Source organism: Pseudorhizobium xiangyangii (assembly GCF_020531965.1).
GTDB lineage: Bacteria > Pseudomonadota > Alphaproteobacteria > Rhizobiales > Rhizobiaceae > Neorhizobium > Neorhizobium xiangyangii.
Map to the genome: position 1 here is coordinate 82873 of NZ_JAJAWH010000021.1, position 6676 is coordinate 89548.

Sequence of the window (6676 nt, forward strand, 5' to 3'; positions counted from 1 at the left end):
GCTTTCCATCGAAACTTCCTAGGCCTCGCTCGCATTGAGTGGTCGGAAATCTTGAAACGCTTCCGGCGCTTCGCTTTCGGACGTTGTATCGAGCGTCTCCGGAGACCAGAGCAGGGGAAGATAGGCTTTCAGCCACAAAAGCAGGGAAAGCGCCCAGCACGCAGCGGCAAAGCTATGGGCGCCGCCTGGCAGCGCCATCTGGGGAAGAAATTCAGGCAGTACCCGCAAGAGCACAGCGACCAACATCGCTGTCAGTGCGCTCTTGGCCGTCAGCGAGAATCGCAGCGGTTGCCCGGTGTGCAACAAGCCCGCGATAGAGAAGACGGCAAGGACCCCGAGCCCAAGACCACCCATGACCATAACGTGCAACCCGCCGACAAACGAGAACGGCAGCCCGACCAGCGACAATCCACAGACGAGAAGGCCAGCGCCCGAAAGGCCGCTGGAGGTGGAAAGTGCGAAGATTTCAGAACGGAATGCTTCCCGCCCGATAAACCCCTCCGCCACCCGGTCGAGGAAGGCTGCCCCCGCCGCAAGCATGAGATAACCGCGCACGGCATCAGAGGCGCCGGCCAATTCCGCCAGCAGCAGCAGTCCGACGAGCGCCGGCGCAAGGTTTACCCGCCCCGGGTGCGGGCGGTAGGGCGAGGTTGCCTCTGTCGGATCGAGGATGAAGTTGGTGACCGGAACGGTTATGCGCGACAACGCCAGGCCTAGAAGTCCCAGAAAGGCAAATACAGTGGTCCGGATCGCAGTTTCTCCGAGTTCGAAGTCATCGGTCAGCATGGCATAGCGCAACGCACCCGCAGCGCTTGCCAGCGTGGCGAGAAACAGCAGGAAGCCAATGAAGCTTGTCGTACGCCGGCACCACGACAGCCGGGCCGCATAGACAATAAGGACTGCAAACCAGGCTTGGTCGGCGAACGCCGAGACAATGATGAGAGGCTCGGCTCCGACGAGACCGGCGATGCGGCCGATGGCCCAGAGCCCCGCCAGCAGGAAGAGCGGTCGGCCCTTCATGGGTTGTGTGCCGGTCCATTCGGGAAGTGCCGAGGTGAGGAAGCCGATGAGCGCCGCCCCGAAGGAGCCGACGATCATCTCCTGGGCATGCCATTGGCCCGGCACGGTGGTGCGGGCGAATGGCAGATCGAAGCCGTAGCCGATTGCCCACAGGAGCGGCCAGAGCGCTCCATGCACGGCTGCGAGCGGGAAGAACAGTCGCAGCCCCTCCCCTCCCATCGCAGCGATGACATTGAGATTTCTCGATGCTGCGTCGCGCGGCACGGGCGTCATGTGATGCTCCGTTCGTTGTAATCGTTCACATGCGCGAACAGCCGATCCTCGGTCAGAAAAGCATGCGCCGTCTCGAACACCATCCGATCGTCACGCTCGCCGGGGGACGAAGGTACGGAACGGCCGCCGGCAACGCCGCGCCCGTGGCTATCGAGGACAACGATGTGGTGGGCGATCCGCACCGCCTCCGAAAGATCATGGGTGATGAAGAGACCGGAAAGCCCGCTGCCGGCCACGGTATCAATCACGATGTCCTGCATCCTCCGCTTCAGGGCTACGTCGAGAGCAGTGAACGGTTCGTCGAAGAAAACGAAGTCGGGCTCCGCAATCAAAGCCCTCGCAATTGCCACCCGTTGACGCATGCCGCCCGAAAGCTGCGCCGGGAACTTGGCGAGATCCGCTGGCTCCAACGCCACCCGCGCGGCCGCATCCTCGACACGTGTGCGGAAGATTGGGCATCCTTTGCGACTGTGGGCGACAAGACCAAATGCAATGTTGTCGGCCGCGGTCGCCCACGGCATCAGCCGAGGCTCCTGAAAAATAACGCCGTGGTGACGGTAGCTTCGGTAGATCCGCCCACGGCGGGGGTCCAGGAGCCCGGCCGCGATATGTGCCAGCGTGCTCTTGCCGGAGCCGGAGGGGCCAACCAGCGCCACCATCTCGCCGGCCTTGACGGCAAGGTCGATGCCATCAAGGACGGTGCGACCTAGAAACGCGTGGCCAATCTGCTCAAGCTGCAGCACCGTCATCGCTTCACCCCCCACGGCCGCGCCGATTCTCGCCAGGCCTCGGCCTCGGCCCGCACGGGTTGCAGCAGCCCATACTCCACGGCAATGAGTGACGCGACGGAGAGCAATATCCAGGCAAGCGCTGCCGCTACGTCAAGATTGGCGCGGGCACTCGCGAGTTCGGCCCCGACGCCGCCCGCATTTGCCAGAAGTTCTGCCATGATGGATGCTTTGAAGGCCGTGCCGAGCGCCATCGTCAGCGCCGGAAACAGCGATTGCAAGATCTGCCGCAATGCGATGCGGACAAGTCGGCTGATTGGCCCCAGCCCCACAGCGCGCGACATGTCGTCAAGGCCACGATCCCGTCCGGCGATACCCTCCGCCGCTCCAATGAAGACAACCGGCAGGCCGGCAACCGCAGCGGTTGCCGCCACCGTGCCGGCGCCGTTACCGAACCAGATCATCATCAGCACGATCCAGGCGATGGGTGGCACGCCGAGCAGCAGTGTGATCTGCGGGCGGGCGAGCCGCATGATCGCGGGATGGTAGCCAGCAAGGACGCCGGCTGCGGTACCAAAGAGAGCCGCTGCCGAGAAGCCGACAAGCGCCCGCGCGGCTGTGACGCCGATCAACCGCCAGTTTTCAGGATCGGCTAGCAGCCCGACCATGCTCACCAGCGTTTCCGCAGGCGCTGGCAGGATGAAGCTGCCATAGGTCTCGTGGCCTAGCTGCCAGATAGCTGCAAATACCGATAGGCCAGCCATGCCCGCCCAGGCAGACCAGAGGAATCGGCCGGTTCTGGCGGCACGGGTTCCCAGCATCGATATCATTGCCTCATCACAGATACAGCGTCCCGTCAGGCATCCGACCACCGATCATCTTTGGCTGCGTGCTGGCGATTACCTGGAGCAAGGCGTCCACCGCCGGTCGGGCGTCACGAGCGCGGATGGCCGCGAGGTTTGAATAGGGGATGGACTTCTCGATCACTGGCCGCGGTAGTTCGAGGGCTGCTGCGGCATGGTTGGCGGCATCCGCGGGATTGGCATTAACGGCAGCGGCCGCCTCTTCAAGGACCTTGAGCAGTGGCTCAATCTTGTCTGCATGCTCCTCCATGAATGAGGTGCTGAGAGCCAGGCCTGCCTGCGGTATCACCGGACCCAGGCCGGTAACCTTGCCCCATTCCGCCTGCATGTCGATAGCCCGGCGGATCTTCTTGCCCGCCAGGGCTGCCATGACCATGGCGGCAGTTGCCGCTGGTTCTGGAACCAGCGCCGTTTCGATGCGACCAGCAAGCAACAGCTGGACTGCCTCGATAGGTGACCCGGCCATCTCGATCTGCACGTCGGCCTCCGTCATTCCGTTGTGGGCCAGCACCGCACGGAAGACCAATTCCGGGGTATCGTTCGGGAACGGCACCGTAATCTTCCGCCCTCTGAGGTCGCCGAAACCATTGATCGAGGCGTTACTGGAGATCGCGTAAAGCAGCCCGTTGGTCATCACGTTGGCCAGCTTCACACCGAGTCCGCGGGTGTGGAGATTGGCCGCGGCCGTAACCGGCATCACCACCGCTTGCATGTTGCCGGATGTCAGGCCTGCACGCATCTCGTCCGGCGTCCGCCAGACTTTGAATGAAACCTTATCTGCGACCTCGCCCAGCAGTCCGGCACCCACCGCATAGGCCAGGATGATGGAAGGCCCGGCGGGGGGGCCATATAGCGTGAGTTCGGAAAGTGGCGCCGCCTGCAATCGGCCGATGGAGGGGACTGCAAGGGTCGCGGCAAGACCTGCGCACAGGCTACGGCGGCTGATTGGCTTATTGAGCAGGGTGTTCAAGTTGGTGCTCTTCTTGGTCATGGAACCTATCCTTTCAATCCGCCACTCAGAAGCGGCTTTTCAGTCCGACATAGACGCCGCGCCCGTCACCGGGCATGAAAGCTGCCTGGTTCGCGGTAGCCTGGTCGATGATGAGGGTGGAGGACGCATAGGTCTCGTCGAAGACGTTGGTGATCTCGCCATAGAGCGAGGCATGTTCGTTGAGCCGGTACTCGGTTCTGAGGTCGACCAGAGTATAGGGCTCTGCCCAGAGCGTATTCATGTTATCAACCGGGGTACGCTCCGGCACCCATTTCACAATTGTCGACACCGTCCAGTCCTCGGTCACCTCGTAGGCGAGCGCTGCGTTGATGATGTGCCGCGGTGCGCCGGCCAGCCGGTTGTCGCCGCGAACTGGATCGTCCCGGAAGCGGAAATCCTGGTACGTATAGGCGACCCGACCGCTCAGCCGGTCGCTGATATCGGCCGTCAAGCCGAGTTCAATGCCGAAGTGGGTTGTCTCATCGGCATTGATCGCACCGAGCGAGGCGCCGGTCGCGTCTCGCAGACTAAGCAACTCGTTATCCACCCAGGAGTAATAGGTCGTCGCGTCCCAACCGAGATTGCCACTTGTTCCGCGCCAGCCAAACTCCAGTGTCGTGGCGGTCTGGGCTTCCAGGCCGGGTGTGGAAAAGGCTGCTGCGGGCAATGCAGGGTTGCCCGGATTAGGCCGCCCTGGGCTGCTGTTCGGCGTGCCGTTGATCGTGGCGAGCAGATCGTCGTGGGTTGGTGGTTCGAAGCTGCGGCTGACTGCTGCAAACAACAGTTGGTCCGGCACAGGCTCAAAGCTAACACCGAGGCTGGGGCTCCAGGCACTATAGGAGCGCTCATAGTCGGTGCTGGCCGCGGGCACGGCGCCGTTCGGAAGACGCATCGTCGGTCGCGCAGGGTTATAGGCGATCGTCGGGCGCGTCGGGCCGGTATAGGTGTCGTCGCTGTCGCGCGCCGCATGCGCAAAGGACAGTGCCGGCGAGATCGTCCACGCATCGCCCACCGGGATGTTGAACCCCGTATGAAGCGACAGGGTCGAGGCGTCGAGATCATTTTCGCCGAACAGCGCCCCTCGCTGGCCGGACTGGTTCAGGTAGTAGTGCCGTTCAGCGGAGCCAAAGGCGTAGTGAGCCGTCGCTTCGAAAAGCGGCAGCAGCGCATCTGCATCCGGAGAATAGGCATAGCGGAGGAGGCCGGTCGCGTCGCCGCCGGCCGTTTCACGAATGCCGGACGACATGGGAAACCGGAAGCTGTCCTCGGCATAGGTATAGGCAAGGCCGACATCCAGTTGATGGTCACCCAGATCGATCGTCGTCCGTGAACCGATCAGCGCCTGGTTCGCGTCTCGGCGGGGCCGGTCACGGGCGACGTTTGGACCAGGATTGATAATGCCACCCGGCGTGACCACCGGTCCGCTCGATACCTGCGAGGGATCCTGCTCGAGGGCAGTCTTGTTGATTGGCCCCGCCACGTCGAAGCCGAGATCCGTGTAGCTGAAGAACAGGCGGCTCGTGACCATATCCGAAAGCTCGGCCTCGACGACACCGCCCACTTCTACTCGCTCCGACGAGTTGTAATCGCGGAACCCGTCCCGTCTGGTCACATCGACATGGAAGGCCGCGTCCAGGTGCTCGCCGTCAAACCCCGTACGGGCAGAGGCACCGCGCTGGCCGAAGCTGCCGAAGCCGGCAGTAAGTTCAGTTGCGGGGTCGGCAGCCGCTGGCGGCGACATCAGATTGATCGCCCCGCCGAGCACTGTCGCGCCCAGACGGTTTGCCATGTATCCGCGATAGACCTCGATCCCCTGTGCGGCAGCCGGATTTACGAACCCCGCGATATAGGAGCCGTCCGCCCTGTTGATCGGCAGCCCATCGCGTAGAATTAGAACTCCGCGCTCCACGGGGTTCTGCTGGAGTCCGGAGCCACGGATCTGGATGCGCGGCTGGTCGTTACCGCCGAAGAAATCCTGCACGACGACGCCCGGCACCCCGGCCAGCGCATCCGATAGCGTCGGTGCTATCGATCCCTCGTAGTCGTCCGACGAAACGACTGCCACTCCACCCGCAAGACGCCTCAGCTTTGCATCGATAATGCCACGAGATGCGTCCCATCCAGCCTCAATGACAATGGGGTCGAGCACCGTCTCCGCCCCTGGTGCGGCGGATTGCGCTAAAGCCTGTCCGGCAAAACCTCCGGTCGATGCCAGCAGACCCGCAAACGCTTTCGCCAGCATCCCCCTATTCCCAGGCGCCACCTTGCGCGTCCAAGCCTTACCCCTCATACAAAACATGAAACGTCCTTCCCCGATGGTGGCGAAGCCGCACGTCGACCGGAGGAAATGAAGAGTCCGATGAGGCCTCTCAGAACTCCAGCGCGCGCGGCCGCCGACAGAGCGGGAGGACTTGAGGCATGGGTACGGAACCATGCAGACGGATTGGGATGTGCTTCATAAGCTGCCCGTAACCTGACAGGCACGGCCGCTCTTTGTGCTAGCGCAAAGAGCGGCCGGTTCTCGCATGGGTTCTATTGCAAATTCAACGCAGAGCTATTCGGCCTAAAGCTCGCAAGCTGCCGATGCTCCTACTCGAAACACTCAGCCATCGCCGCCCATCTGCATCTCCTCACGGCGATCGCACATTGAAAGACGGTTGCCGGCGTGGCCGCCTGATCCAGGCACCTGACCAAAAATTCCGCGGCGAGCCTAACCTGAAAGACGGTTGCCGGCGTGGCCGCCTGATCCAGGCACCTGACCAAAAATTCCGCGGCGAGCCTAACCTGATGTGGTGGATGGC

At 62.8% G+C, this 6676-nt stretch carries 5 protein-coding genes; all 5 read right to left on the reverse strand.

Annotated features, from left to right (window positions below):
* Nucleotides 1–18: 18 nt before the first annotated feature.
* From LH464_RS18285 to LH464_RS18305, 5 genes are read right to left on the reverse strand one after another with little or no spacing between them, the layout of a single operon-like run.
* On the reverse strand, nucleotides 19–1293 hold the full coding sequence (locus LH464_RS18285) for an NnrS family protein (protein ID WP_226787843.1): 1275 nt from the start codon (nucleotides 1291–1293) through the stop codon (nucleotides 19–21).
* On the reverse strand, nucleotides 1290–2042 hold the full coding sequence (locus tag LH464_RS18290; protein ID WP_226787844.1) for an ABC transporter ATP-binding protein: 753 nt from the start codon (nucleotides 2040–2042) through the stop codon (nucleotides 1290–1292). The genes LH464_RS18285 and LH464_RS18290 overlap by 4 nt, the downstream gene beginning before the upstream one ends.
* Entirely contained in the window at nucleotides 2039–2851 is an 813-nt protein-coding gene (locus tag LH464_RS18295; protein ID WP_226787845.1) for an ABC transporter permease, read from the reverse strand. Before LH464_RS18295 ends, LH464_RS18290 begins: the two co-directional genes overlap by 4 nt.
* A 7-nt stretch (nucleotides 2852–2858) precedes the next feature.
* A complete protein-coding gene (locus LH464_RS18300) occupies nucleotides 2859–3875 on the reverse strand; it encodes an ABC transporter substrate-binding protein (RefSeq protein ID WP_226787846.1) in 1017 nt (338 codons plus the stop codon).
* Between the two features lie 25 nt (nucleotides 3876–3900).
* Entirely contained in the window at nucleotides 3901–6117 is a 2217-nt protein-coding gene (locus LH464_RS18305) for a TonB-dependent receptor family protein (protein WP_226787847.1), read from the reverse strand.
* Nucleotides 6118–6676 lie beyond the last annotated feature (559 nt).